This window comes from Pseudomonas sp. BNK-15, assembly GCF_047456105.1.
GTDB classification, from domain to species: domain Bacteria; phylum Pseudomonadota; class Gammaproteobacteria; order Pseudomonadales; family Pseudomonadaceae; genus Aquipseudomonas; species Aquipseudomonas putida_E.
This window is the reverse complement of sequence record NZ_CP179898.1, coordinates 4,498,123-4,521,393: the sequence shown is the minus strand read 5'-3', so window position 1 is coordinate 4,521,393 and position 23,271 is coordinate 4,498,123. Positions and strand designations below refer to the sequence as shown.

Sequence of the window (23,271 nt, the reverse complement as noted above, 5' to 3'; positions counted from 1 at the left end):
CTCCTCGGCTTCTGGGATCATTCCCAATCAGACGAACGCCCACATGAAAATTTTACGCACAAGGAGAAACAGATTCGTCTTCATGAGACCGGCAGAGAATCTTTTTTTTGCGCAAAGGCTGCAGATTCTCCGTTCTCATTCGTCCTAGTAAGTGAGGCACCCATATTTCGGGAAAGTCCACGAAAAGGAGCATTCACATGTACAACCCGCAATCCTCACTTCAGACCGGGCGAACCCCGGCCAAAGCGGCCAATGGACAGGACGCCTGCGGGGAAGAGCGTGTCGGCAACGAACAGATCCGCGAGTTGCTGCGCACCTATGGGCTGCGTACCAGCCTGATTCGTCTCAAAGTGATCGATGCCCTGCACAGCGCCGGCCGTTCCGGCCGCAGCATTGGCGTGCGCGGTGTGCACGCGCATCTGGAACAACTGGATATTCCACTGTCGTTTCTCAGTGTGCGGGAGGTGCTCAAGCGGCTGTGCGCAGAGGGCGTGATCAACCTGGGCAACGACAAGTGCTACAGCCTCAACCCGCAAGCGCGCGCCGTGCTCGAGCAACCCTCTGCACGCTGAGCGCATGGCCGGCCATACCTGGCCGGCCGGTACGGGTCAGGGCTTGACCTTGCGCCGCAGGATCCCGTTGATCACGACCACCACTACCGCAATGGCGATGGCCAGCAGCTGGAAAGTCTGTTCACTGATGGTGCCCTGCTTCTGCAGGTGTGACAGGCCCAGCATGAGGCCCAGCACCACCAGGATGATAAGAATCGAATATTTGAGGCGCTGCACGTGTGTCATCGATAGTTCCTTGCAACATCGGGGGCAAATGGCTCGCAACGAGCCGGGGCAATGATACAACGCCCGTGGCTTTTGGCGCTGCATTTCCTGCTTAGCGTGGCACCTCAAGCCTGAAAGCATTGGCCTCCCTACCGCCCATGCTGGAGGCTCCATGCTCAAGCCCGCCCTGCTCATTCTGTTGTTACTGCCCTCTCTCCCCACCCACGCCCTGGATATCCGCCAGATACCACCTGAGCAATTGCTCAAAATGGGCCGCGAACTGGCGGACTACGCCGGCAGCAACCAATGGCAACAGTTATGGCATCGAACAAGGGCAGCCGGGCACCTGCTCGCAAGGCCCGGCCACGCCCATTTCACAATCGAGCAGCCGCAGTTGCCAAGGCTCGCCTACGAAACCTTGGCCAACGCCGGACAAGTCGAAGCAGTGGGCAAGACCCTTGCGCTCTATCGCCGATCCTTCCCCGGTAAAGTGCTGGGCCGGCACGATAAGCAATCTCTCAGTGCCCTCTGCCTCGTGGTCGACTGGCGCAGTCTGCCTCAAACAATGGCCGATTGGCCCCACGCCTACCTGCGCAACGTGAGCTTGATGCATGTTTACCCCTGCGGTTGAGGGTACTGGCACCCAGTTGCCTCACGGAAAAGTGCCCCCCTGAGTATCAACGGCTGTAGGGCAACGCCAGAGCGATGTCCTACAACACGCGAAATCGTTGCCTTCAAATCTTGCTCCCCGAGGCTACAACAGCTGGACCACTTGGCGCCTAGCGACGTTATTCGTCACTCACTGACAATCCTCTCACGCCAACGACAGAACGCCGATGGTAATCGCTGACCCGCCATTGCGGCTCATCAAAGCATCGCGCCCCATCTACCGCGAGGGAGCACCACATGGAATTGCCAGATCTCACAGCCATCGACATCAGCCTTCTGCCGCACTCGTTGCAGTCACTGATCGAATGTATCGGCATAGAAAACGCCTACCAACTGACCTGCGCCTTCGGCGGAAGGCCCAAATACATCCCCAAGCATCGTGAGCGCACCAAGCTCGCCGACGTGCTCCCTGGCGAAGCTCTGGACGCCCTGATCAAGCGGTTTGCCGGTGTAGCACTGGAAATCCCCAAGCCAGACCACTTCCTGCGGCAGTTGCGCAACCTGCAAATCCAGAAAGAAAGCGCTGAAGGGCTGTCACGCAGCCTGCTGGCCGACAAGTACGGCCTGAGCCTGCGCCAGATCGGCAATATCCGTCGCCAGGAGCCTTGCACGCGCTGACGACCCCCACCCGGCCGCATTGACGGCCGTATTTGCATCATCCAACAGAGAAAGAGAATCCAGCAATGTCCCTAGACAACAGCCTTATCGGATCGGTCATCAACGCCTTGCCCATGGACCGTATGATCGCCGGGCCGCTACAAGCCATGGTTCAGGCTCAGGTCACTGCGAGCAAATCCTATGCGGACTTCCTCATGCAGGTCTGCGTACAGGATGGCAAAGCGGTTGCCATCCAGTTCGACTATGACGAGACCATCGTCAACGAACAGGGCGAATACAAAGGCGTCGTCAGCAAGTCCATGAAGGTCCCGCTGCTGGCGGCCATTACCCACCCGAACATTGTCATTGAAGAAGGCAAGGTCGAGTTCGAACTGACCATCAGCCAAGCGGCCGAGGATTTCAGTGAGTCCAGCAAAGGTGGTGACATGGCCGCCTCGCTGGGCTGGGGCCCTTTCAAGCTGGACATGAAGGGCAGTATCAGCCACAAGTCCACGCAGACCCGCAAGTCCGATACCCGTGCCCGCTATGCATTCAACACCACCTTGCGCCGCCAGGATCCACCAGAGGCGGTGATGAGGGTCATCGATTTCCTCACCGATGCTGCCACCAAACCGACGGTGGTACCCAACTCGACCCTGATAAGCACGGATGCGATTTCCGATGCTGACGTACTGAAGGACGATACAGCGAGCACCGCCTCTGCAGGTGCCACCACTCCCTGATCCTTCGCCCTGTCTCAAAATGTCCGCCTCGCTGAACACAGCGGGGCTCCCCGTGTACCAAGGAGACAAGTGAGTGGACAACCACCCTGCCCCCATGACCGCGATTGACCTGCGGGATATCACCCGTGGCCTGCAGGAAGCCGCTGCGGCAACCAATAGCCTGATTGCCCAGCAGTACATCAATCTGTTCGATCACTTTTTCGACATCGATCCGCAGGCGCTCGGGGCTCCTATGAAAGCCAAGATGGTCGAGGTCGCCATGGACGACAAGCATGTGATACGCGTGCCGTTGTTCGCCCTGGTTTCACCCAAGGGGCTGGCTCTGGAGCGCATGCAGGTCGACCTCTCTGTGCGGGTCAATGGCACGGAGGCGCTGCGTGCGATGCAGGCGAATGAGGAGGCCGGCGGCGCTGCGGCCTTCAAGGTCACCATTGGCGCCCAGGGCCGCCAGGGGGAAACGCGAGACCCGGACGAGGTACAGATCCGCATGCAGTTTCAAGCCAGCGAGCCACCCGAGGCGCTCAACCGGCTGATCGAGGAATATACCAAGCTGATCAACCCCACCCGCAAGCCGCCCACTGCGCCTGCCCCTGAAACCAATGAGTTCATCGAGGCCGCCACCGTGCGGTGATGGCGCCCCTTCAGAAGTCGCGCTTGTAGAAAATATCCAGCGAACTGGCCAGGCCACTCGCCGCCTCAAGGTAGACCTTCTTGCTCAGCTTGTAGCGCAACGCAATGGTATTGGCCGGCTCGAACACCCCTACCCCATATCGCAAGCTCAGTTTCTCGGTCAGGTTACCGCTAGCCACCACACTGGTGGAGTTGCCCGAGCCCTCAGTGTCCAACTGGAAATCGTCAATACCCAGGCTTGACGCGAGGCTGCCGGTGATTCCTGCGCTGCCAGCCAGGCCCAGCCCCAGGGCCGCCTCGGCAAGCATGTTGTTGTCCTCGCCCGAAGTGCCCAGCGGTCGGCCCAGCACCAGGTAGGACAGCGCCTGTTCCTGGCTCATCGCCGGCTCCGAAAACACCTTGGTAGTAGGCTGCTCGGCACTGCCGCTCAGGCGAATACCGGCGATCACGTCATCAACCTGCCGAATGGCTTCGATGTCCAGGTAGGGCTGGTCGATGGGCCCGGCGAACAGCAAGCGCGCACGGCGAATGGTCAGGCGCTGACCGTAGGCGCGATAGCGTCCGTCAGCCAGGCTCAACTCACCACGGGTGTCCATGTTGTCGCCGATGTGTACATGGCCGAGCAAGTTGGCGGTAAGCCCAAAACCGCTGAACGACAGTTTGTCTTGCCCAACCTCTACATCAATGTCCATGGCCATCGCCATGGGCGTTTTGCCTTCCTCGGTCTGGTGGCCGACGATGACGGTGTCGTCCGATACTTTCACGGTCGATGGCGGCAGTTCGCGCACCGTGATCTTGCCTTTGGGCACCAGCACCTTGCCGGTCACCGCCAGTTTGTCGTCGATCAGGCGCAGGCTCAGGTCCGGCGCAACCTCAAGTGTTGCGTAGGGTTCGACGGTAACCGGCAACTGCTGGCCCTGCAGGCGCAGGTTCATGCCCAGGGCCTGGCCCCAGGTCAGGTCTCCGCTCAGCCGGCCACGGCCCGCCTCGCCACTGCGCCAACCACCGTTGAGCTGAACCTGCTCGCCAGCGATCAAGGCCTGCAGCGACAGGTCCTGCAAACTGACGGGCAGCTCAGCACCACTGACCTCGCCACCCCTGAGCATCAGGTTGCCGTTGACCTTTGGCGCCAGCAAGGTGCCGGACAATCGGCCACTGCCATTCAATTGGCCTGCCAGGCGCTCGACCATCGGTACGAAAGGCCGGGCAACCGACAGGTCCAGACCGGCGAGGCGGAAGTCACCCGACAGCGGCTTGTCTTTCCCCAGCGGGTCGAGACGGGCGTTCAGGCTCAACTCGCCGAGGCGCTCGCCACGGAAATTCAGCCGTGTATCGATGCGGCGAGGCGCCAGGGTGCTGTCCAGGCGCAGCGCCTGGTAAGGGAAATCGATCCAGCGCCCATTGTCCCGCACCCTCAGGGTGCCGCCACTGGCATCGATACGCACGACACCCTTGGGGCCGCTGGCTGGAATGTCCAGATTGACGTCAGCATTGAGCAGCCCCTGCCAGGCGAAATCCTTCGGCAGCCATTGGGCCAGGCTGTCCAGCGGGAACTGTTTGAGGTGATAACGCAGGCGTGGCTCTGGTGCCAGGCGTTGATCCTCGCCACACAGGCTGGCCTGACCGGAGCGCCAGCAGTGGGCACCGAAGTCCAGTTGGCCGCTGGCCAGGCGCTGCAGGCGGGCCGGCGCCTGCAACTGCCAGTCCTGGCCACCGGCCTGGACTCTGCCGCTGGCCAGCCGGCCACGCCAATCCCCCTTGTTCAACTGGCCGTCGAGCCCCAGGTCAAGCTTCAACTGCGGGCCATCGAGGCCCAGGGTCAGGGCTTGCTGGCGGATATCGCCCTTGCCGTTGGCCTGCAAGGTGCCCAACGCGGTATCGCCCAGGCGAATACCATTGGCCTTGAGGTTGATCACGCCACGCTGGGCGTTGTCCAGGCGTGCATTGAGGTCAAGCCGCTGGATACGGTTCTGCTCCTGCGCCAACTGCTGGCCTTGCAGGGTGAGGGTACCCTGGGGAGCGCTCAGCGTGCCGCTGACATCCAGCCGCCCTTTGGCCTGGCCTCGCAGCCCGGGCCACAGTTGCCCGAGCCGGGGCAGGTCGAGGTCGACACGCCCGGCCAGGCGCTGCTGCAGGCTGCCACTGCCGTTGATGCGGTTGTCACCCAACTGCACGGCCAGCGCACCGAGGGTCCAGTTCTGCCCGGCGCCTTCGGCCTGTACCTTGAGCATCGCAGGCTGGCCGCGCAGGCGGCCCTTTAGATCAAGCTGGGCATCGAGGGTGAGCTGCTCACCCTTCATTTCACCTTTGCTGCGCAACGGACCGGCCAGGGTACCGGGCAGTTCGGCGAGCCAGTAGGCGGGGTCGAGTGCCGACAACTGCAGGTCGACATCCCAGGCCAGGGTATCGGCAAAGCGCACCGCGACACTGCCGGCTGCCTTGCCTTGCCCGGCGGTCAGGGCCAATTGCGGCAGGCGCACCTGGCCAAGGTCACCCTCGAAAGGGCTGGCCAACGTAAAGGCTCCGGCTGGGCCGTCGAGGTCGCCATTGAAAGTACCCTGGTAACTGCCATCGCGGTATTGCACCTGCGCGTTGAAGCGCTTGAGCGTGACATCTGGCGGCGCGTCCAACGGGTACAGACGTAGCCACGGGAAATCCTGCCAGTCGAGCTGAGCATCGGCCACCAGGCCTTGCTGCCAGTCGGCGCTGGCCTGCAGCTTCACGTGCTGAGCGTCGCTGGCAGAAAGGTCCAACGCCTGAACGTTCGCCCCTTTGGCATCTACCTTGCCCTTGAGCAGCAGGGCGATCGGTGCCTGTTCTGCCGGCAGGCTGGCGCTACCAGACAACTGATAACCTTTGAGCAAATCGCCCTCGGCGTCGAGCTTGAGCTGATTGAGCTGCAGCGTGTCCGGCAGCGTTTGCGCGGGTTTGAAGGCATCGGAGCGCAGCTGCAACCTGGCTGGCAAGTGCTCGGCCAGTGCCTGCAACTCACCGGTCAGACGCGCGTTGAGATAACCGCTGCTGGTCGCATCCAGTTCAAGGGTTTTCTGCAACTCGCCTTTGGCGGTCAGTGCCAGTTGCCAGGCCTGCCCTTGCACCGCAGGCAGGTGCACCTGCCCCTGCAGTTGCACCGGCCAGTCACCCTCGGGTTGCAGATCGCCCTGCACATTCAATTGCAGGTCATCGCGCTGCAGTTGCAGGCTGTCGATCTGCAGCCCTGTGGCAGTCCAGTGCGCCGCCAGGTGAAGATCGCCGAGCAGGTCGCTGCCATCGAGGCGCACCTGGCCAACCTTGACGTCACCCAGCTCGATGGCCACCGGCAGCCGCAAAACCGGTAACTGCAGCGGCCCGCTGTCGGCAGGTTGTTCGCTCGGCGCGAACAGCATGTCGATACGCTGGGCATGCAGTTGATCGATGCACAGCGTTGCCCGCAATAAACAGCCAGGTGTCCAGTTCAGCAGCGGAGCCAGCACTTCGACGCGGTTGCCGCCGTCAGCCCAGGTCAATTGGCTCGCCTGCCACCTGCCCGCAAGGCGCCCTTGAAAGTTATCGACCTGCAGGCCTGGCACGCGCCCAAGTACCCAACGGCTGCCGCCTTCGGTACCAAGTATCGCTGCCAGCGCCAGAACAACCAGTAACACACTGCCAAGCAGGCCCAGCAAAATGAATTTGAACACACGCATCACAGCTCAGGCCCCATGGAGAAGTGCAGGCGGATACCACCGTCGTCATCAAGGGCCTTGGCCAGGTCAAGGCGCAATGGCCCGACCGGCGAAACCCAGCGCACGCCGATACCGACCCCGGTCTTGAGGCTCGGCAGCTCCAGCGTGTTGAACGAATTGCCCTGGTCGACGAATGTCGCCACACGCCACTTCTCGGTCAGCGAATACTGGTATTCGACGCTGCCTGCCACCAAGTAGCGGCCACCGATACGGTCGCCGTCGCTGTTCTTTGGCGACAGCGTCTGATAGTCGTAGCCGCGCACGCTCTGGTCACCACCGGCGAAGAAACGCAGCGATGGCGGGATGTTGTTCTTGTAACCGTTGGTGGCGCTGCCACCGAACTGCACCCTGCCGAGCAAGCGGTGGTTGTGCCCGAGCGTGGTCAGGCCCTTGAGCAGCACGTTGCCATGCAACAGGTTGGTGTCGGACACCAGCCCTTCCTTGGCCACCTGGGTATCGAACTGCAGGCGGTAGCCATTGTGCGGGTCGATGCGGTTGTCGCTGCGCAGGTAGGAGAAACTTACGCCCGGCATAAGCAGGTTGCTCAGGCCCGAATCGTCGCCAAGGCGATACTCTTCACGCTGGTACTTGAGCGAGATCACCCGTTGCCAGCCACTGGGCAGCTTGCTGTGCCATTCCGGCCCCACGGTCAGCAGCTTGCTGAGTGTGTCTGTACCGGCGATCTCTTCATTCTGATAGCCGCCAGCGAAACGCAACTTGTCGGTCAGGGGCGGGTCAAGGGGCACGTCGTACCACAGCCCCACGTTTTGCCGGGGGGCTGAAAGTTCTGTTTCCCAGCCGTAGCTGTGACCTTGGGGGTTGACCCAGTGGCGTGTCCAATTGGCTTTGCCGCGCGGCCCGACATCCGTCGAGTAACCCAGGCCAAGCCCCATTGTCCGCGGCTTGCGGGTATCGAGGCGCACGTCCACGGGGATTTGCTCAGCCACTGCGGCAGTGGGCGCAGCATCGACCCGCACACCCTCGAAATAGCCGCTGGACTGCAGGTCGTTGTTCAGCTCAGCGACCAGTTCGGAGTCGTATGGCGTGCCCGGTTCGAACGAGACCATGCGCTGCAGCAGTTCTTCGTCCAGCGGCGTGTCGCCACTGAACCTGACCGCACCCAAGCGATAGCGTGGGCCGCTCTGATACACCAGTTCGATATCGGCCACCCCGGCCTGCGGGTCGACGGCAAGGCGCTGGCGGCTGAAATGCCCACTGAAGAAGCCGTAGCGCGACGCCTGGTTCTGGATCAACCGTTTGGCGTCCTCGTACAGCCCATGGTTGAGTTGCTCACCGGCGCGCAGGGCTTTGCTGTCGGGTACGCGAAACGCTTTCATCTCGCTGGCAGGCCCTTCGATGCGCACGGTTACGTTGCGCAAGCGCACAGGCTCACCCGGGTCGATATGAAGGATCAGCTTCGCCGGTTGGTCGGCCTTGGCAGGCGGCCTGACCTCGCTATCGATCTGCGCCTGATAGTAGCCAAGCGCTTGCGCCGCTTTTCGCGCCTGCTCCTGCGCCCCGCGGCTGAAGCGCAAAAGCGCCTCTTCATCGCGGTCACCCAGGGTACCTATGTAGCCTTCGACATTGGCTTTGAGCGCTTTGTTGGCAGGGTTTACCTGCACAAGCAATTCGCTCTGCCCCCATGCTGTGAAACTGGCGACCCAGAAAACCAGGCCCCAAGTCAGTCTTCCTGAATACGTCATGCGGCGCATGCTACCAGAGCCAGGCGCTCAAGGGAGCCGCCTGGCGGGCTTTCATGCTGTCGGGGAAATTGAAGATACCGGACAGGGATGAAAAAACACTCTTTCTCGGATTGGCCCTACAGCCACCTCGCCAATCTCCTCATACCCCTGGCGCTCATAGAACGGGAGGTAATGCTCGTTGCCCGAATCCAGCACCACGCCTTGTGTGTTGGGGTCTTCTGCGCACCAGTCGTGCACGGCCTGTAACAATTGTTCGCCATAGTGCTGACCGCGAAATGCTGGGTGCACACCCAGGAGCGGCAACATGTGGACCTGTTCTGTCGGCAGGCAACCGACCAGCGCCGCCTGATAATCCATGTAGCGTCGGGTGCAGCGTTGCCCGGTGCCCAGCAGCATGCGCAGGCGCCAGGCCCAGCTGTCGGCCACGCCCAACCGGCGCTGCGGCGGTACGATCAGCGCCAACGCTATCAGGCGGTCATCCAGCAACAGGCCAATGGCCGGCAACTGCAGGTAGAAATGCTGTCGTACCCACTCGCGCACCATCACGCGCAAGCGTCGTTCATAGCCAGGGCGCTGGGCCTCGAAGATGTAGGCAAAGGTGGGCTCTTTCAGGTAGGCGTTGTACAGCAGTGAGCGTGCCTCACGGCTGTAGCCATCATCGAGTGTGCAGATGCGAGCCTGGGCGGCAGTGGCTTCGGGCATTGCGGGCAGTCCTCCTGGAATGGGCATACAGTGCCTTGGAGGAGCCCCACGGCGCATCGTTCCCCCCTTGAGTGCACGTTAGCAGCGCCTTCGCGAAGCCGCCACGCTGGTGATCAGGGACGATGTCGGCTAGCATCCGGCCTTTTACCGGGATTGTCTTTCCATGAAGATCGTCTGTTTCAACATCAATGGCCTGCGGGCCCGCCCGCACCAGCTGGCGGCGCTGATCGAAAAGCACCAGCCGGACGTGATCGGCCTGCAGGAAACCAAGGTCAGCGACGATCAGTTCCCCTTGGCCGACGTTCAGGCCCTGGGCTACCACGTGCACTACCATGGCCAGAAAGGTCACTACGGCGTCGCCCTGCTCTCGCGCCAGGCGCCGCTGAGCCTGTTCAAAGGCTTTGCCACAGACGAAGAAGACGCCCAGCGCCGTTTCATCTGGGGCACGTTCGCTGATGCCAATGGCACGCCGATCACCATCATGAATGGTTACTTCCCGCAGGGCGAAAGCCGCGACCACCCCACCAAGTTTCCGGCCAAGCAGCGTTTCTACAGCGACCTGCAGGCGTTGCTGGAGGGGCAGTTCAAGCAGGACCAACCGGTGCTGGTAATGGGCGACATGAACATCTCGCCCCAGAACTGCGACATCGGTATCGGTCCGGACAACGCCAAACGCTGGCTGAGGACAGGCAAATGCAGCTTCCTCCCCGAGGAACGCGAGTGGATGGAGCGCCTCAAGGGCTGGGGGCTGGTGGACAGTTTCCGCCACCTGCATCCAGAAGTAACGGACCGCTTCAGTTGGTTCGACTACCGCAGCCGCGGCTTCGAGGACGAGCCCAAGCGTGGCCTGCGCATCGACCTGATCATGGCTTCGCAGCACCTGGTGCCGCGGATCAAGGCCGCAGGTGTGGACTATGAGCTGCGCGCAATGGAAAAACCCTCGGACCACGCGCCGATCTGGCTTGAATTGAGCTGACAGGCTCCGGCGCCTTCACGAGTGAGGCAGCCCAACGCTTGTCGTGTGAACCGGCTCGCAGCGATGCAGGCACTGCGGTGCATGGCACCGGCTTTGCCGGTGATCGCCGGCAAGCCGGCCCCCACAGCGGACGCGTCGCGACGGGGGGGCTGACCGACACTAAAGGCCCAACCGCAAGGCCTCCCCCACACCCGCCCCGCGCACATCATCCGCCGCACTGACCAGGGCAAAGTTATAGGCCCCATGCGACCAATACCTCGCCTCCAGCTGGCCATCGACACGCTGCCCTTGCGGCATGCGCTCGAAACGCTCCCCAGGTGAGCGCAGGAACAGGCTGATGCGCTGCCCTTGGCGGTCCTGGAACACCAGCAACGCCGCTGGCCCTTGCTCATTGCTCAACAATCGTGCGCCCACAGGCTGGAACCCGTAGCCGGTGAGGTCAGGCAGCTGCCCCACCCTGCTGAAATGCCTGCCCAGCCAGTCGCGCAACTGCGTCGGGTCACTGGCCTGGATATCCAGCGCCTCGCTGCCGGCGAACAAGCGGTGCGCCTGAACGGCGTCAGCCATGGGCAACTCGTTCCCTGCCAGCGTGACCTGCCGGGCCTGCCAACCACCCACCCCGCCTATGCCCAGTGCCAGCAGCAAAACCGCAGCCGAAGCCAGGCGGCGTTGGCGCCGTTGACGCACACGCCGCTGCAACTGGCCCCGATCCAACTGCGCCGCCCTAGGTTGATCGCCAAACCCGGCCAGGGCCGTGCGCAAGCGTCGAGCATCGTTGCGCCAGGCCTCGATACGTGCAGCTTGCTCAGGGTTGGCCGTCAGCCAGGCCTGCACCTCGGCACGCCGCGTCGGCTCGAGTCGATCGTCAACATAGGCATGCAGTTCGTCTTCGCTGGGTATCAGGCGCGTCATTTCAGTCTCCGCAAGGCCGGGGGCTGGGGGTTGCCCTCAGTCAGTTCACGCAAGGCGGCACGGGCACGTGACAGGCGCGACATCACTGTGCCGATGGGGATGCCCAGTGCCTGGGCCGCCTCCTTGTAGCTCAGCCCTTCGACACTCACCAACAGCAACAAGGCACGCTGTTCGGTCGATAGCCGGGCAAAGGCCTGCAGGTCGGCCTGGGCCAGAACGATGCTCTCGATGTTACCGCCGAGCGCTTCGCTTTCCTGCTCCGCGCGGCCGAACCACGATAGCCAGCGGTTATGCAGGCGCTCACGGCGTTTACCGTCGAGAAACAGCCGGTAAAGAATGGTGAACAACCAGGCACGCAGCGCATCGGCATCACGTTGCTGGCTGCTGCGGCTGAGGGCACGTTCTACAGTGCCCTGCACCAGGTCGTCGGCGCTGCCCGGTTCGCGGCTCAGCCACAAGGCAAAGCGGCGCAGGCGCTGCAGCAACTCGCGCCACTGCTGTTCGTCCAGGTCGTGCATGGCAAGGTACCGGCTCGGGGGTTGTCAGTGTAGGGGGCAGACGCGCCGCCACAAAATTTATTCCCATCGATGGAATAAATAGTTCCCTGCCCCGTCGTACCGGCATCTTCACTGAACCGGATGAACACCATGAACTCACCCTTGCACGGCCCGGACAAGGCCCTGCGCCTGGCCGGCATTGGCGCCGTGATGCTGGCTTTGGGCGCAGGCTTTGCCTACGCCGCAGGCTGGATCGGCGGGCCGCAGCTGACTCCGCAACGCATCATCGACACCTTCGAAGCCCAGGCCGGCCACTACCCGGGCTATCGCAAGAACCACGCGAAAGGCCTGTGCGTCAGCGGCTACTTCCAGCCCAGCGGCCAGGCCGCCACGCTGTCGACAGCACGCGCGTTCACCCAGGATCGGGTACCGGTAATCGGCCGCTTCGCCATCGGTGGCGCCAACCCGTTCGCCCCCGATACGGGCATACCGGTGCGCAGCCTGGCAATTGAGCTGAGCACCGACGACGGCCAAGTCTGGCGCACCGGGATGAACAACCCCCCTGTGCTGGCGATCAGCACACCACAAGGGTTTTACGACCAGGTGCTGGCCAACGCGCCAGACCCTGCCACCGGCAAGCCGGACCCGGCAAAGCAGCAGGCCTTCTTTGCCGCCCACCCGGAAAGCGCTGCCTTCCGCCAATGGGCCGCAAGCTACAAACCCAGCGACAGTTTCGCCAACACCCAGTACCACAGCATCAATGCCTTCCGCCTGATCGACGCCAGTGGCACTGCGCACCCGGTGCGTTGGCAGCTCGAGCCACAAACGCCTTTCGCTGCCCTGCCCGGCAAGGTCGACGACAAACAGTTCCTGCAGCATGACCTGCAGCAACGCCTGACCCAGGGGCCGTTGCGCTGGACCTTGCGGCTTGTACTGGCCAACCCCGGCGATGCACAGGACAACCCGGCCCAGCCCTGGCCCGCCGAACGGCGCAGCGTAGATGCCGGCACCCTGGTCATCGAACAGGTGGATGCACCGGAGCAAGGCGCTTGCCGTGACCTGAATTTCGACCCGTTGATCCTGCCCAGCGGCATCCAGCCTTCCAATGACCCGATTCTCGCTGCCCGTTCGGCGGCCTACTCGGAGTCCTTCAACCGCCGCAGCCGCGAATCCCTCGGCGCAGGAGCCCGCCCATGAAACCCGAAGCCTTCCACCCCCTTGCCCGCTTGGTGCATTGGCTGATGGCGATTCTGATCATCGCCATGCTGTTCATTGGCGTGAGCATGGTTGGCGACCTGTCGCTGCGCCACCCGGTGCTGGTAGAGTTGCACAAGGCCACGGGCCTGGCGCTGCTGCTTCTGGTGATCGTGCGTATCGGTCTGCGCCTGAGCCTTCCTCACCCCCCTCTGCCACAAGACCTGCCCGCGCTGCAGCGGCTCGCCGCAGGCGCATCGCACCTGTTGCTCTACGCGTTGATGCTGGCAATGCCGCTATTGGGCTGGGCCATGCTGTCGGCAGGCGGGTATCCGCGCCCGCTGCAACTGCCCGCGATCGCCCCGCACGACCTGCAACTGTACGCAATGTTGCGCCAGGCGCATGGCTGGGCCGGCTACCTGTTGTTCGCTACGGTACTGGTGCACCTGGGCGCGGCGCTGATGCATGCACTGGTGCGCCGGGACGGGGTATTGCGTAGCATGTGGCCAGGGCCGCTGCGCCGCAGTGACTGACGGCATGCGGTGCATGGGCTGGCCCGCAACGCTGAATGTCTCATCGATCTGCACGCCGTCTGTTCAACTGCCCTGGACTGCCCAATGAATGTCGCAAAGGACCCTGCCCCCTTGACCACCGCCAGTACACTGGACACGCGCCCGTTGCTGCTGGCCAACATGGCCTGCACCATGGCGATGATGGCATTCGTCGCCTTGATCGGGCCCATCGCCCGACTGCTCGGCATGGCCACCTGGCAAGCTGGCGCTGCGGTGACTGTGTCAGGTGTGGTCTGGGTGCTGCTGGCCCGCCCCTGGGGCCGCGCAGCCGACCGCCTGGGCCGCCGACGCATCCTGTTGCTGGGCAGTGCCGGCTTCACGGTGGCGTATTGGCTGCTGTGCCTGTTCGTCGAAGGCGCATTGCGCTGGCTGCCCGGGGCTACCTTGGCGTTCGTCGGCCTGATGCTCGCGCGCGGCTGCATCGGTGCCTTCTACGCGGCCATCCCGGTGGGCTGCAATGCGCTGATCGCCGATCATGTCGGGCCACAACAGCGCGCCCGTGCCATGGCATCGCTGGGTGCAGCGAATGCCGTGGGCCTGGTACTCGGGCCGGCGCTGGCGGCATTGCTGGCACGGTACAGCTTGAGCCTGCCCTTCCATGTGATGTCGCTGCTGCCTGCCAGCGCGTTTCTGGTCCTGCTGTTCAAACTCAAGCCACAACCCCTGGCCCATCGCCATGCGCCCAGCCCGGTGCACTTGAGCGACCCGCGCCTGCGCCGGCCGCTGCTGGTGGCATTCAGCGCGATGCTCAGCGTGACGGTGTCGCAGATCATCGTCGGCTTCTTCGCCCTTGACCGCCTGCAGCTGGGGCCGGCAGAGGCCGCCCAGGCTGCCGGCATCGCCCTGACCACCGTCGGGGTGGCACTGATCCTGTCACAAGTCATCCTGCGCCAGCTGGAATGGCCACCGCTGAAGATGATCCGCGTTGGCGCCAGCGTTTCGGCACTGGGCTTTGCCGCCGGTTCGCTGGCTACCAGCGCGCCGTGGCTGTGGGGGTGCTATTTTGTCGCTGCCGCCGGCATGGGCTTTGTCTTCCCGGCGTTCTCGGCACTCGCCGCCAATGCCATGCACGCTTCAGAACAGGGCGCCACCGCCGGCTCCATCGGCGCAGCTCAAGGTATGGGCGCGGTGATCGGCCCGCTGGCCGGGACACTGATCTACGCCCTCGACCCACGCCTGCCATTCCTAGTGGTGGCTGTGCTGTTGCTGCTGGTCGGGCTGTGGCCTATGCCGCGCTCACGCGCCTGACAAGCACAGCGCGCGAGCGTGCAGAGTGTGTTTTAATGCGCCCATTATTTTTAACACCTCTGATTACAAGGCGGCTATGGACACGGGGACACGACTCAAACTGGTGCGTGAACGCAACAACCTTTCCCAACGCGAACTGGCCCGCCGCAGCGGGCTCACCAACTCGACCATTTCGCAAATCGAGCAGAACCGCGTCAGCCCATCGGTAAGCTCCCTGAAAAAACTGCTCGAAGGCATCCCGATGACCTTGGCAGAGTTCTTCAGCTTCGACGAGCCGGTACGGGAAGAGCGCTTCGTGTTCCGCGCCAGCGAGCAGCCCGACCTGGGCCGCAATGGCCTGCGCATGCTGCTGGTCGGTGCCAGCGTCGAGGCACGGCAGATGCGCATGCTGCGTGAACTGTATGCACCGGGTGCCGATTCGGGTGAGCCGATCGTGCATGCCGAAGGCGAAGAATGCGGACTGGTCACACGGGGCACCGTGGAACTGTGGGTCGATGGCCAGGTCAGCGTTCTGAACTCCGGCGATGGTTACTACATCCCCACTACCCTGCCGCACAGCTTCAAGAACATTGGTCAGGACGAGGCGGAGATCATCAGCGCCAACACGCCGGCCAATTTCTGATTCAAGGCCCAATGGGCCGGGCTGATCGCGGCCAGCACCGCGAACAGCCCGCAGCGCTCAAAGCTTCAGTGCATCGGCCACGAAGTCCAGACGATCCTGGCCAAAGTACATCTGGCCATCGACAAAACAGGTCGGCGCACCAAACACCCCGCGCTCCACAGCCTCTTCTGTCGCCTGTTTCAATGCCGCCTTCACCTCTTCGTCGCCAGTCAGCAGCTGAAATTCAGCGGCGGTAAAACCGGCTTCAGCGAGCACCTGCTCCAATACGGTGACATCACCAAGGTTGCGCCGTTGTACCCATAACCCGTTGAACAGCGCCGCGAGCAAAGCGTCGAAGCGTTCCGGCGCGCGCAACTGCGTGCCCACCAGGCCACGCATCAAGGCCAAGGTGTTGATGGGAAAGCCAGGCGGCAGCCCGAACGGCACGCCATAGCGCGCGGCAAACCGCGCCAGGTCGGTGAACATGTAGCGCCCCTTGGCGGGGATCATCACTGGCGACGCGTTGCCTGTGGCCTGAAACACGCCGCCAAGCAACATCGGCCGGTAACGCAATGCTGCGCCATGGCGGGCGCACAGCGCCGGTAGCTGGGTCCAGGCCAGATAACTGGCGGGGCTACCCAGGTCGAAGAAGAACTCCACGGTCTTGCTCATGCAACGCACTCCTTTAAGGGTAGGGCTTACCAGCGCTCCATCCACGGGCGCAGGTCGAGTTCAAAGGTCCAGGCGTCGCGTGGCTGTGCGTGCAGGAACCAGTAGCTGTCGGCGATGTGCGCCGGATCCAGAATGCCGTCCTGATCCTTGAGGGCGTAGCGTTCGGGGAAACTGTCACGGATGAATGCGGTGTCGATGGCGCCATCCACCACCACATGGGCAACGTGGATATTGCGCGGCCCCAACTCACGCGCCATGCTTTGCGCCAAAGCCCGCAGGCCATGCTTGGCTCCGGCGAAGGCCGCAAACCCGGCTGCGCCACGGGTGCCCGCGGTGGCACCGGTAAACAGGATTGTGCCGCGCTCACGCACGACCATGCGCCGTGCCACCGCCTGGGCGGTGAGAAAGCCTGCGAAGCAGGCCATTTCCCAGATCTTGAAGTACTTGCGCGGGGTTTCCTCAAGGATGCTACAGGGGACATTGGCGCCAATATTGAAAACGAAGGCTTCGATCGGCCCGATATCGCGCTCGATGGTTTCGACAAGCTCGGCGACTTCATCTTCCTTGCGTGCATCGGAGGCGAAACCGTGTGCCTGCCCGCCGGCAGCACGGATCTCTTCCACCAAGGGTTGCAGTTTCTCGACCTGACGCCGTGTGACGCAGGCGATGTACCCCTCACGGGCAAAGCGCTTGGCGATTTCGCCGCCAGTGGCATCTCCCGCACCGATCACCAGCACCACTTTTTGTTGTTCTGTCATGCGCGCCTCAATTGATGAACGATCGTTTAGTAAACGAACGCTATGTTACGATCACCGGCATCGTCAAGCCCGCCCGCGAGGTTTTTCAGGTGCGCTACTCAACTGAACACAAGCAACAAACCCGTGACAAGCTGCTAGCCAGCAGCGGTGCGCTGGCCAAGCGCGGCGGTTTTGCCAGCACCGGCGTGGCCGGGCTGATGAAAGCCATCGGCCTGACCGGCGGCGCCTTCTACAACCACTTCCCGTCCAAGGACGACCTGTTTACCGAAGTGGTCCGCCAAGAGCTGTGCAAGAGCCCGCTGGCACGCCTGGCCAATCAGGGCGCCAGCCGCGAACGCCTGGTGCGCTGCCTGCAGCAGTACCTGAGCCTGGCGCACCTGCACAATCCCGAAGGCGGTTGCCCGCTGCCGCCACTGGGCGTGGAGATTGCCCGCGCCGAACGGCCGGTGCGTGAAGAAGCCGAGCACTGGCTGGTGAGCCTGCACAGTGCGTGGAGCCAGACGCTGGAGGATGAAGCCCTGGCCTGGGTGCTGATCAGCCAGTGTGTCGGGGCGCTGGTGATCGGGCGCATGCTGGCCAGCGAGTCGGTCCAGACCCAGCTTCTGCAAGCCAATCGAAGTTGCGTCGAAAGGGCTCTGAATGAGAGCTGCTAGCCTGCTGTGTGCAATGTTGCTGAGCACTACGGCCTCGGCCGAGCAGGCCTGCCCACCAGGGCAGTATCAGGTCTGCCTGATGGGCTGCTTTTGCGCGCCGATCGACCTTGGCCAGGCCGGCCAGGTGCTCAAGGACGTCGAGGTCATGGCCTCCAGCAGCCTGGCCTTCGCCTTGCGCCAGGCCCGCGATGAAGCTACCGCCAACGGCAGTGAACCGATCCCCTTGCACATCCGAGCCCAGCTTGAGGGCTGGTATGACTTTGCCGTGCTCGATGCAGCGCGCTATCGGGTTGGGGACGAGCAGCAGATCAGCGCCGCCAATGCCCTGCTGCAGAACCCTGATGTGAATGCGGTGACGCTGATCGACACGATCATCTTCCGCCATGCCAGTGATGCAGAGGACAACGTGGCACTGTGGGCGCATGAGCTCAAGCATGTGCAGCAGTATCAGGAACTGGGGGTAGAGGAATTCGCCCGTCGCTATACGCGCAATTACGAGGCGCTCGAAGAGCCGGCCTACAAGATCGAGGCCGAGGTCGGCAAGGCCTTGCGCCAGCGCAGTTCGGGGCAGGCTCGTTAGCCTTCACCGGCCTCATCAGGAGGAAGCAGTAGCCCCCTCACCCTCTTCCACCCTGCTGGCATACCGCTGCGCCAGCACCGCACACACCATCAACTGGATTTGATGGAACAGCATGAGCGGCAAGATCATGGCGCCGATGCCACTGCCCACGAACAACACTTGCGCCATTGGCACACCTGTGGCCAGGCTCTTCTTGGAGCCGGCAAACAGGATGGTGATGCGGTCTTCCAGGCTGAAGCCCAACACCTTGCCCAGCAAGCGGGTACCGTACAGCACTACCGCCAGCAGAATCCCGCATACGGCGAACAAGCCCGCCAGGTGCTGCGGCGATACCGTGTGCCACAAGCCCGTCACTACCGCCTCGCTGAACGCGGTGTAGACCACCAGCAGGATCGAGCCCTGATCCACCACTTTGAGCCAGCGCGCATTGCGTTTGACCCATGCGCCAATCCAGCGCCGCGCAATCTGCCCGGCGATGAAGGGCACCAACAGCTGCAGGGTGATTTTCAGCACTGCATCCAGGCCCGACCCGGTATCGCCCCCAGCCCCCAACAGCAGCATCACCAGCAGCGGCGTCAGGAAGATCCCGATCAGGCTGGACGCCGCTGCACTGCAAATGGCAGCTGGCACGTTGCCGCGGGCCAACGATGTGAAGGCGATGGCCGACTGCACAGTGGCGGGCAAGGCGCACAGGTAGAGCACACCCAGATACAACTCGTTGCCCACCAGCGGCACGAACAGTGGCTTGAAGGCAAGGCCGAGCAACGGGAACAGCACGAAGGTGCAGGAGAACACCAGCAAGTGCAGGCGCCAGTGCCCGGCACCGGCGATGATCGCCTCGCGCGACAGCTTGGCACCGTGCAGGAAGAACAGCAGACCGATGGCCAGGTTGGTCAACCAGCCGAAATACACCGCGCCATTACCAGAGCAGGGCAACACGGTGGCGATCAGCACTACCCCGAGCAAGGCCAGGGTGAAGTTGTCGAACAACATGCGCAAATACTTCATAACAGTTTCCGTCTTGTCGTTGTGCAATGACAGACGATAAGGTCTTGGGCTTTTTCCCGCTAACGCTGGAACCCCCACCGGTGTCGCTCAACGGACACAGACTGAAAAGGATCTTTGCATGCACTTCGCTCCCCTCATTGCAGCTACCGCGCTGGCGTTGATCGCCGCCACGGCAAACGCAGCCGATCCCCTGCAGGCCCAGGTGGACGAGATCATCCGCCCACTGATGCATGACCAGGACATCGCCGGCATGGCCGTAGGCCTGTACGTAAACGGCCAGGCGCACTACTTCAGCTACGGCGTGGCCAGCAAGGCCGACAACAAACCCGTCACCGCCGATACGCTGTTCGAGATCGGTTCATTGAGCAAAACCTACACCGCTACCCTTGCCGCGCTGGCCAGCGCCGAAGGCAAGCTTGATCTCGACGCACCGGCCGAACGCTATCAGCCAGCCCTTGCCGGCACGTCGCTGGGTAAAGCCAGTGTGCTCGAACTGGGGGCGTACAGCGCCGACTGCCTGCCCCTGCAGTTCCCTGACGCTGTCCAGACTGACGAGCAAGCGCTGGAGTTCTTCCGAACCTGGAAGCCCCGTGCTGAACATGGTACCCAGCGCTGCTATTCGAACCCAAGCCTGGGGCTGTTCGGCGACTTGGCAGCACGCGCGCAGCAGCAGCCATTCGCAGAACTGATGACCAAAAGCCTGTTGCCACAAATGGGCCTGAAACACACCTACCTGCAGGTACCTGCCAGCGCGCAGGGCCTCTATGCCCAAGGGTATGACGCACAAAACCGGCCGGTGCACGTCAGCCCGGGCCCATATGCCGATGAGGCCTACGCAATCAAGACCAGCGCCAGCGACCTGCTGCGCTACGTGCGCCTGCACATGCAGCCAGCCGAGCTGTCGCCTGCGTTGAGAAAGGCGGCCGCCATTACCCAGGCGGGCTATTTCCAGGTCGGTGCAATGACCCAAGGCCTGGGATGGGAACGCTACCCCTACCCCGCAGCGCTCGATACGCTGGTCGATGGCAACGGTTCACGGATGGTTCGGGAGCCTCAGGCCACCCAGCGTCTGAACCCGACGCGCCCCGCCCTGCCCCAGGCCTGGTACAACAAGACCGGCGCCACGGGCGGCTTTGGCGCCTATGCCGCGTTCATTCCGGCCGAAGGCAAGGCCATCGTTCTTCTGGCAAACCGCAATTATCCCAACGAAGAACGCGTGCGTGCGGCCTACCGGATCCTTTCCGGCATTGACCGCTGAAAGGCACCCCGAGCAGGATTGTCCGACAAGATGTAGTGGAAAAAAATACTCACTACAAAACGGTTGACGCCATTCATCGCGCTTGGGCATGATGAAGCCGTCTCCCTGATCGGGAGCGGTGGCAAGGGTGTTCCAGATGGCCTGCGCGGTAACGCAGGCCGTCCGTGGAGAGGGAACTGTCCAAAAGGCAGCGTGAGAAAGCCCCTGTTGCGATGCTGCTGTAGCAGCCTTGGTAGTGCGCTACATGCTGTAGCGCCAACTGTGAAAATCACCAACAAAAACGGGTAATGGGGGCTTTATGATGAACTTGAACAACAATCCCACAATTGACCAACTGGCCCAGCTGTTTGCCATGCGCAAGGACAGCCTCGACGACCACCTGCTGTGGGTCAGCCAAACCGGCGAAGTGCGCCTCGACCGCCTGCCGCCGAACACCATCGAAGATGAATTCGAAGAGCACCTGCCCAGCATGCGTGCCCGCTTCAAGGTCTACCGCCGTGGCCAGGGCTACGTCGGTAAGAAGGCCGCCGCCGACACCGAGTTCGTTGGCCGCGTGCTGCAGACCCTGCAACAAGAATGGCCCGCCGCCCGTGAGCGGCAGGCAGTCAAGGTGATCGAGCCGCTCAACTGACCCTTCATTGAGCTGCCACACCACTTCCTGAGCCCGGCCCGCATAGGCCGGGCTTTTTCATGCCTGGCGACGCTGTCGCTGCGGCAATGCCAATGCGCCGGTCGCCAGCGCCCTGGCCCGCTCGACGCCCCATACCAAAGCACGTGTCATGGTCTCACCCGGGCGTGCCGGGTAATACTCTTCCAGCAACGCCTTGCCGTCCTGGCCGTATAGCCCAAGGAACAGTTGCGTGGCGCCCAGCCGTGACAGGCGCACCTGTACATCGATGGTGGTGCCATCGCTCAGTGCTTCATCGTGGCTGCGGCAGTGCAATTGCGCATCGGCCCACTGCCAGTAAGCCTCTTCCCTGACCCGCATGCAAACAGTGCTCCTTTCCTGAGATCCCCAGGCAGAAGACCACAGCTGCATCGATTCGGCGAGCACAACCCAGCGTTACCATGAGCAAGATCAAACAAGGAACAAAAAAACCCCGCGAAGGGTGCGGGGTTATGTGAACGGGGTCACTTTCTCGGCGCAACCCTCGGCGTGAAGCGGCCCTTTTTGCTGCGTTGCAGATGTGCCGGTTGCAGCTGCTGCGAATCATCCAGCGTCATGTGGGCAAAGCCCAGGCGAAACGCTGCCTGACCGCAGCGCACCTGGCTGTTGATAGGGAACGCATCATTCATGTCTTCGAAAAAGGACTCACTCATGCCCTGTCTCCATTTCAGTGGCGACCGCGCCGGCAAGTGAAGGGTTTTGCCTGGAAAAACGCAGCCTGTGAAAGTGAGACTAGCCGGTCATTTACGGACTGCTCGGGCAAACCACCCGGAGCCGACAAGTGGCACAATGCCTTTATTTCAGGCGCACAGCGGTGCCCGTGGCGAACACTACAACCATGCCGCCTTGCACTGAGGGCATGCTGATTTCGAAATCCACACCCACCACTGCATCGGCTTGCAACTGCCGTGCCCGTGCTTTCAGTTCCTCGGTTGCCTGCTCGCGGGCGAGGCGTAGTGCGCCCTCCAGCGTCTGTGAGCGGCCGCCGAAGAAGTCGCGAAAGCGTGCAAAGAAATCGCGCACGAAGTTGATGCCTTGCACCGATTCGGAGCTGACTACGCCAAGGTATTCAGCAATCGGCCGGCCTTCGAGCTGGCTGGTGGTGGATATGATCATCGCAGGCTCCGGTGGCGTGACAAAAGAGCCCGAGTCTAACAAAGCATCGGCCCTTCGGGTTTACCCGGGAGAGGGCCGAACGGCTCTACACAACCATTATTGAGCGCTCGCAGCCCGTAACCGCTGGCCAAGCTTGGGTCCGAACACATTGACCAGCAGCCCGAGCATCACCAACAGCGCCCCCCACCCCTGCACTGCCGTCAGCCGCTCACCCAGCAACCAGGCGGAAGAGCTCAAGCCAATCACCGGCACCAGCAACGAAAACGGCGCGACCTTACCCGCCGGGTGCCGCGACAGCAGCGTGCTCCACAAGCTGTAGCCGAGCATGGTGGCTACGAACGCCAGGTAGATCAGCGCCAGCACCGAGCTCCAGCCGATATTGGCCAGCGCATGGCCGATACGCTCGGGCCCTTCCAGCCACCAAGACAGGGCCAAAAACGGCAGCGGCGGGATCAGCCCGCCCCAGATCACCAGCGCCACCAGGTCGACCGAGCCAAACCGCCGTGTGATGATATTGCCCATGCCCCACATTGCGCCTGCGCACAAGGTCAGCAGTAGCGCCACCATCGGCACGTGGCCACTGTCCTCGCTGCCGATCAGCGCCAGCCCGCTGGCTGCAACCAGCAAACCCAGCAGGCTCGCCAGGCGCAAGCGCTCACCCAGAAACAGCGCAGCGAACCCGAGGGTGAAGAAAGCCTGGGATTGCAACACCAGTGACGCCAGGCCTGGCGGCATGCCGCTATACATGGCCTGGAACAGGAAGGCGAACTGCCCCAGGGAAATCGTGGCGCCATAGGCGATCAGCCAGCGCCACGGCAGTTTCGGCCGCTTGACCAGCAAGATCGCCGGGAACGCAACCAGCAAGAAGCGCAACGCCCCCAACAGCATCGGCGGCAGGCCATCGAGGCCCACCTTGATGACCACGAAATTGACTCCCCAGGCGACGATCACCACCAGGGCAATCAGCAGGTCCTTGAGCGGCATTGCAGCTTCCTTCTTCAGGCGTTCTAGACATAT

27 protein-coding genes are annotated in these 23,271 nt (G+C 62.7%); 14 read left to right on the top strand and 13 right to left on the bottom strand.

The window, feature by feature from the left end; translation table 11 throughout:
* The first annotated feature begins 197 nt into the window (after positions 1-197).
* A complete protein-coding gene (locus tag ACMGF5_RS20695; RefSeq protein WP_115275028.1) occupies positions 198-572 on the top strand; it encodes a fe2+ zn2+ uptake regulation protein in 375 nt (124 codons plus the stop codon).
* Between the two features lie 36 nt (positions 573-608).
* On the opposite strand, the gene ACMGF5_RS20690 is transcribed toward ACMGF5_RS20695, so the two are convergent.
* Positions 609-797, bottom strand: coding sequence for a hypothetical protein (locus ACMGF5_RS20690; protein WP_012314261.1), 189 nt, complete (start codon positions 795-797; stop codon positions 609-611).
* A 151-nt stretch (positions 798-948) separates the two neighbouring features.
* Between ACMGF5_RS20690 and ACMGF5_RS20685 the strand changes: the two genes are divergently transcribed.
* The 4 genes from ACMGF5_RS20685 (at position 949) to ACMGF5_RS20670 (ending at position 3,416) form a co-directional block, all read left to right on the top strand.
* Complete coding sequence (locus ACMGF5_RS20685; RefSeq protein WP_046785436.1) at positions 949-1,407, top strand: hypothetical protein; 459 nt, start codon at positions 949-951, stop codon at positions 1,405-1,407.
* Positions 1,408-1,682: 275 nt separating this feature from the next.
* Complete coding sequence (locus ACMGF5_RS20680) at positions 1,683-2,063, top strand: transcriptional regulator (RefSeq protein ID WP_115275031.1); 381 nt, start codon at positions 1,683-1,685, stop codon at positions 2,061-2,063.
* A gap of 65 nt (positions 2,064-2,128) precedes the next feature.
* On the top strand, positions 2,129-2,785 hold the full coding sequence (locus ACMGF5_RS20675; protein WP_115275032.1) for a DUF2589 domain-containing protein: 657 nt from the start codon (positions 2,129-2,131) through the stop codon (positions 2,783-2,785).
* A gap of 73 nt (positions 2,786-2,858) precedes the next feature.
* Positions 2,859-3,416 carry a DUF2589 domain-containing protein gene (locus tag ACMGF5_RS20670; RefSeq protein WP_115275033.1) on the top strand — a complete coding sequence of 186 codons (558 nt, stop codon included), beginning with the start codon at positions 2,859-2,861 and terminating at the stop codon, positions 3,414-3,416.
* A 10-nt stretch (positions 3,417-3,426) separates the two neighbouring features.
* On the opposite strand, the gene ACMGF5_RS20665 is transcribed toward ACMGF5_RS20670, so the two are convergent.
* From ACMGF5_RS20665 to ACMGF5_RS20655, 3 genes are read right to left on the bottom strand one after another with little or no spacing between them, the layout of a single operon-like run.
* Positions 3,427-7,101, bottom strand: coding sequence for a translocation/assembly module TamB domain-containing protein (locus ACMGF5_RS20665; RefSeq protein WP_414157144.1), 3,675 nt, complete (start codon positions 7,099-7,101; stop codon positions 3,427-3,429).
* On the bottom strand, positions 7,098-8,840 hold the full coding sequence (locus ACMGF5_RS20660) for an autotransporter assembly complex protein TamA (RefSeq protein WP_414157869.1): 1,743 nt from the start codon (positions 8,838-8,840) through the stop codon (positions 7,098-7,100). The genes ACMGF5_RS20665 and ACMGF5_RS20660 overlap by 4 nt, the downstream gene beginning before the upstream one ends.
* A gap of 51 nt (positions 8,841-8,891) precedes the next feature.
* Entirely contained in the window at positions 8,892-9,542 is a 651-nt protein-coding gene (locus tag ACMGF5_RS20655) for a GNAT family N-acetyltransferase (RefSeq protein ID WP_046785440.1), read from the bottom strand.
* A 163-nt stretch (positions 9,543-9,705) separates the two neighbouring features.
* On the opposite strand from ACMGF5_RS20655, the gene xthA reads away from it, so the two are divergent.
* Positions 9,706-10,518: an exodeoxyribonuclease III gene (gene xthA, locus ACMGF5_RS20650; RefSeq protein WP_414157143.1), complete on the top strand. Its 813-nt coding sequence runs from the start codon at positions 9,706-9,708 to the stop codon at positions 10,516-10,518.
* A 159-nt stretch (positions 10,519-10,677) separates the two neighbouring features.
* Here the strand turns inward: xthA and ACMGF5_RS20645 are convergent, their stop codons facing one another.
* Both ACMGF5_RS20645 and ACMGF5_RS20640 read right to left on the bottom strand, forming a co-directional pair.
* Positions 10,678-11,430 (bottom strand): anti-sigma factor family protein, encoded by a 753-nt coding sequence (locus tag ACMGF5_RS20645; protein ID WP_046785442.1) that lies wholly within the window; start codon positions 11,428-11,430, stop codon positions 10,678-10,680.
* Positions 11,427-11,948, bottom strand: coding sequence for a sigma-70 family RNA polymerase sigma factor (locus ACMGF5_RS20640; RefSeq protein ID WP_046785443.1), 522 nt, complete (start codon positions 11,946-11,948; stop codon positions 11,427-11,429). Before ACMGF5_RS20640 ends, ACMGF5_RS20645 begins: the two co-directional genes overlap by 4 nt.
* Before the next feature lie 129 nt (positions 11,949-12,077).
* On the opposite strand from ACMGF5_RS20640, the gene ACMGF5_RS20635 reads away from it, so the two are divergent.
* The 4 genes from ACMGF5_RS20635 to ACMGF5_RS20620 all read left to right on the top strand — a co-directional run bounded on the left by ACMGF5_RS20635 (position 12,078) and on the right by ACMGF5_RS20620 (position 15,563).
* Entirely contained in the window at positions 12,078-13,124 is a 1,047-nt protein-coding gene (locus tag ACMGF5_RS20635; protein WP_115275563.1) for a catalase family peroxidase, read from the top strand.
* Positions 13,121-13,654 carry a cytochrome b gene (locus ACMGF5_RS20630; protein ID WP_046785444.1) on the top strand — a complete coding sequence of 178 codons (534 nt, stop codon included), beginning with the start codon at positions 13,121-13,123 and terminating at the stop codon, positions 13,652-13,654. Before ACMGF5_RS20635 ends, ACMGF5_RS20630 begins: the two co-directional genes overlap by 4 nt.
* Before the next feature lie 84 nt (positions 13,655-13,738).
* Entirely contained in the window at positions 13,739-14,941 is a 1,203-nt protein-coding gene (locus ACMGF5_RS20625; protein ID WP_115275037.1) for an MFS transporter, read from the top strand.
* Between the two features lie 76 nt (positions 14,942-15,017).
* A complete protein-coding gene (locus tag ACMGF5_RS20620) occupies positions 15,018-15,563 on the top strand; it encodes a cupin domain-containing protein (protein WP_012314247.1) in 546 nt (181 codons plus the stop codon).
* Between the two features lie 57 nt (positions 15,564-15,620).
* Here ACMGF5_RS20620 and ACMGF5_RS20615 read toward each other — a convergent pair whose 3' ends face one another.
* Together ACMGF5_RS20615 and ACMGF5_RS20610 are read right to left on the bottom strand one after the other, a co-directional pair.
* Positions 15,621-16,214 (bottom strand): 2-hydroxychromene-2-carboxylate isomerase, encoded by a 594-nt coding sequence (locus tag ACMGF5_RS20615; protein ID WP_115275038.1) that lies wholly within the window; start codon positions 16,212-16,214, stop codon positions 15,621-15,623.
* A gap of 26 nt (positions 16,215-16,240) precedes the next feature.
* Positions 16,241-16,972: an SDR family oxidoreductase gene (locus ACMGF5_RS20610; protein ID WP_115275039.1), complete on the bottom strand. Its 732-nt coding sequence runs from the start codon at positions 16,970-16,972 to the stop codon at positions 16,241-16,243.
* Between the two features lie 89 nt (positions 16,973-17,061).
* Here ACMGF5_RS20610 and ACMGF5_RS20605 point away from each other — a divergent pair, with 89 nt between their 5' ends.
* Positions 17,062-17,625: a TetR/AcrR family transcriptional regulator gene (locus ACMGF5_RS20605; RefSeq protein WP_119689154.1), complete on the top strand. Its 564-nt coding sequence runs from the start codon at positions 17,062-17,064 to the stop codon at positions 17,623-17,625.
* Positions 17,612-18,205 (top strand): DUF4157 domain-containing protein, encoded by a 594-nt coding sequence (locus ACMGF5_RS20600; protein ID WP_115275040.1) that lies wholly within the window; start codon positions 17,612-17,614, stop codon positions 18,203-18,205. The genes ACMGF5_RS20605 and ACMGF5_RS20600 overlap by 14 nt, the downstream gene beginning before the upstream one ends.
* Positions 18,206-18,220: 15 nt before the next feature.
* Here the strand turns inward: ACMGF5_RS20600 and ACMGF5_RS20595 are convergent, their stop codons facing one another.
* Positions 18,221-19,213 (bottom strand): bile acid:sodium symporter family protein, encoded by a 993-nt coding sequence (locus ACMGF5_RS20595; protein ID WP_115275041.1) that lies wholly within the window; start codon positions 19,211-19,213, stop codon positions 18,221-18,223.
* 118 nt (positions 19,214-19,331) lie between these two features.
* Between ACMGF5_RS20595 and ampC the strand changes: the two genes are divergently transcribed.
* Positions 19,332-20,471: a class C beta-lactamase gene (ampC, locus tag ACMGF5_RS20590; protein WP_119688930.1), complete on the top strand. Its 1,140-nt coding sequence runs from the start codon at positions 19,332-19,334 to the stop codon at positions 20,469-20,471.
* A gap of 298 nt (positions 20,472-20,769) precedes the next feature.
* The gene (locus tag ACMGF5_RS20585) at positions 20,770-21,102 is read left to right on the top strand and encodes a hypothetical protein (RefSeq protein WP_012314240.1); all 333 of its coding nucleotides are present in this window, start codon (positions 20,770-20,772) and stop codon (positions 21,100-21,102) included.
* 57 nt (positions 21,103-21,159) lie between these two features.
* On the opposite strand, the gene ACMGF5_RS20580 is transcribed toward ACMGF5_RS20585, so the two are convergent.
* From ACMGF5_RS20580 to ACMGF5_RS20565, 4 genes are all read right to left on the bottom strand, one after another.
* Positions 21,160-21,459 (bottom strand): hypothetical protein, encoded by a 300-nt coding sequence (locus ACMGF5_RS20580; RefSeq protein ID WP_125923027.1) that lies wholly within the window; start codon positions 21,457-21,459, stop codon positions 21,160-21,162.
* 143 nt (positions 21,460-21,602) lie between these two features.
* Positions 21,603-21,791 (bottom strand): hypothetical protein, encoded by a 189-nt coding sequence (locus ACMGF5_RS20575; RefSeq protein ID WP_115275044.1) that lies wholly within the window; start codon positions 21,789-21,791, stop codon positions 21,603-21,605.
* A gap of 142 nt (positions 21,792-21,933) precedes the next feature.
* Complete coding sequence (locus tag ACMGF5_RS20570) at positions 21,934-22,254, bottom strand: YbjQ family protein (protein WP_012314237.1); 321 nt, start codon at positions 22,252-22,254, stop codon at positions 21,934-21,936.
* A 96-nt stretch (positions 22,255-22,350) separates the two neighbouring features.
* Positions 22,351-23,238 (bottom strand): EamA family transporter, encoded by an 888-nt coding sequence (locus ACMGF5_RS20565; RefSeq protein ID WP_119688928.1) that lies wholly within the window; start codon positions 23,236-23,238, stop codon positions 22,351-22,353.
* Positions 23,239-23,271: the final 33 nt, after the last annotated feature.

What these genes read in the sequence shown, in the direction of transcription:
- ACMGF5_RS20635 (WP_115275563.1), top strand. Translation starts at nt 12,078, where the DNA reads ATGAACTCACCCTTGCACGGCCCGGACAAGGCCCTGCGCCTGGCCGGC.
- ACMGF5_RS20615 (WP_115275038.1), bottom strand. Translation starts at nt 16,214, where the DNA reads ATGAGCAAGACCGTGGAGTTCTTCTTCGACCTGGGTAGCCCCGCCAGT.
- ACMGF5_RS20585 (WP_012314240.1), top strand. Translation starts at nt 20,770, where the DNA reads ATGATGAACTTGAACAACAATCCCACAATTGACCAACTGGCCCAGCTG.
- ACMGF5_RS20575 (WP_115275044.1), bottom strand. Translation starts at nt 21,791, where the DNA reads ATGAGTGAGTCCTTTTTCGAAGACATGAATGATGCGTTCCCTATCAAC.
- ACMGF5_RS20690 (WP_012314261.1), bottom strand. Translation starts at nt 797, where the DNA reads ATGACACACGTGCAGCGCCTCAAATATTCGATTCTTATCATCCTGGTG.
- ACMGF5_RS20685 (WP_046785436.1), top strand. Translation starts at nt 949, where the DNA reads ATGCTCAAGCCCGCCCTGCTCATTCTGTTGTTACTGCCCTCTCTCCCC.
- ACMGF5_RS20625 (WP_115275037.1), top strand. Translation starts at nt 13,739, where the DNA reads ATGAATGTCGCAAAGGACCCTGCCCCCTTGACCACCGCCAGTACACTG.
- ACMGF5_RS20675 (WP_115275032.1), top strand. Translation starts at nt 2,129, where the DNA reads ATGTCCCTAGACAACAGCCTTATCGGATCGGTCATCAACGCCTTGCCC.
- ACMGF5_RS20570 (WP_012314237.1), bottom strand. Translation starts at nt 22,254, where the DNA reads ATGATCATATCCACCACCAGCCAGCTCGAAGGCCGGCCGATTGCTGAA.
- ACMGF5_RS20640 (WP_046785443.1), bottom strand. Translation starts at nt 11,948, where the DNA reads ATGCACGACCTGGACGAACAGCAGTGGCGCGAGTTGCTGCAGCGCCTG.
- ACMGF5_RS20580 (WP_125923027.1), bottom strand. Translation starts at nt 21,459, where the DNA reads ATGCGGGTCAGGGAAGAGGCTTACTGGCAGTGGGCCGATGCGCAATTG.
- ACMGF5_RS20620 (WP_012314247.1), top strand. Translation starts at nt 15,018, where the DNA reads ATGGACACGGGGACACGACTCAAACTGGTGCGTGAACGCAACAACCTT.
- ACMGF5_RS20645 (WP_046785442.1), bottom strand. Translation starts at nt 11,430, where the DNA reads ATGACGCGCCTGATACCCAGCGAAGACGAACTGCATGCCTATGTTGAC.
- ACMGF5_RS20680 (WP_115275031.1), top strand. Translation starts at nt 1,683, where the DNA reads ATGGAATTGCCAGATCTCACAGCCATCGACATCAGCCTTCTGCCGCAC.
- xthA (WP_414157143.1), top strand. Translation starts at nt 9,706, where the DNA reads ATGAAGATCGTCTGTTTCAACATCAATGGCCTGCGGGCCCGCCCGCAC.
- ACMGF5_RS20630 (WP_046785444.1), top strand. Translation starts at nt 13,121, where the DNA reads ATGAAACCCGAAGCCTTCCACCCCCTTGCCCGCTTGGTGCATTGGCTG.
- ACMGF5_RS20655 (WP_046785440.1), bottom strand. Translation starts at nt 9,542, where the DNA reads ATGCCCGAAGCCACTGCCGCCCAGGCTCGCATCTGCACACTCGATGAT.
- ACMGF5_RS20610 (WP_115275039.1), bottom strand. Translation starts at nt 16,972, where the DNA reads ATGACAGAACAACAAAAAGTGGTGCTGGTGATCGGTGCGGGAGATGCC.
- ampC (WP_119688930.1), top strand. Translation starts at nt 19,332, where the DNA reads ATGCACTTCGCTCCCCTCATTGCAGCTACCGCGCTGGCGTTGATCGCC.
- ACMGF5_RS20695 (WP_115275028.1), top strand. Translation starts at nt 198, where the DNA reads ATGTACAACCCGCAATCCTCACTTCAGACCGGGCGAACCCCGGCCAAA.
- ACMGF5_RS20600 (WP_115275040.1), top strand. Translation starts at nt 17,612, where the DNA reads ATGAGAGCTGCTAGCCTGCTGTGTGCAATGTTGCTGAGCACTACGGCC.
- ACMGF5_RS20595 (WP_115275041.1), bottom strand. Translation starts at nt 19,213, where the DNA reads ATGAAGTATTTGCGCATGTTGTTCGACAACTTCACCCTGGCCTTGCTC.
- ACMGF5_RS20660 (WP_414157869.1), bottom strand. Translation starts at nt 8,840, where the DNA reads ATGACGTATTCAGGAAGACTGACTTGGGGCCTGGTTTTCTGGGTCGCC.
- ACMGF5_RS20565 (WP_119688928.1), bottom strand. Translation starts at nt 23,238, where the DNA reads ATGCCGCTCAAGGACCTGCTGATTGCCCTGGTGGTGATCGTCGCCTGG.